Origin of the sequence: Gordonia sp. OPL2, assembly GCF_003797825.1 — a bacterium.
Lineage (GTDB): Bacteria > Actinomycetota > Actinomycetes > Mycobacteriales > Mycobacteriaceae > Gordonia.
Genome location: NZ_RKME01000091.1, coordinates 1 through 434, shown reverse-complemented (window position 1 = coordinate 434; position 434 = coordinate 1). Strand labels below are relative to the sequence as shown.

The window sequence follows — 434 nt, the reverse complement described above, 5'->3', positions numbered from 1 at the left end:
TCCCGGTAGTCGCCAACCTTGGTTGGCGCTGGACGTTGCCCGGGCGGTGCCAATGCCATGCCAACCAAGGTTGGCATCTACCGAAGCATGTGATGCCAGCGCCGACCGGCTGGTTATTCGGCCGGCACCCGCACCTTGCCTTCCATCAATACGCGGGCGCTGCGGCTCATGATGGCCTTGGTCACTGTCCACTGGCCGTCAACGAGGCCGGCCTGCGCACCCACGCGCAGCGTGCCGGAAGGGTGGCCGAAGGTCACCGCTTCGCGTTCACCACCACCGGCCGCGCGATTGACCAGCGTGCCCGGAATCGCCGCCGCAGTGCCGATCGCCACGGCGGCGGTGCCCATCATCGCGTGGTGCAGCTTGCCCATCGACAACGCCCGCGCGTGCAGGTCGATGGCCGAGGCCGGAATGGCCTTGCCGCTGGAGGACAC

General features: G+C 68.2%; 1 protein-coding gene. It reads right to left on the bottom strand.

The features are described from left to right. Window positions 1–113: 113 nt before the first annotated feature. A partial coding sequence (locus EEB19_RS26425) for a PrpF domain-containing protein (protein ID WP_316245489.1) occupies window positions 114–434 on the bottom strand: 321 nt, incomplete at its 5' end.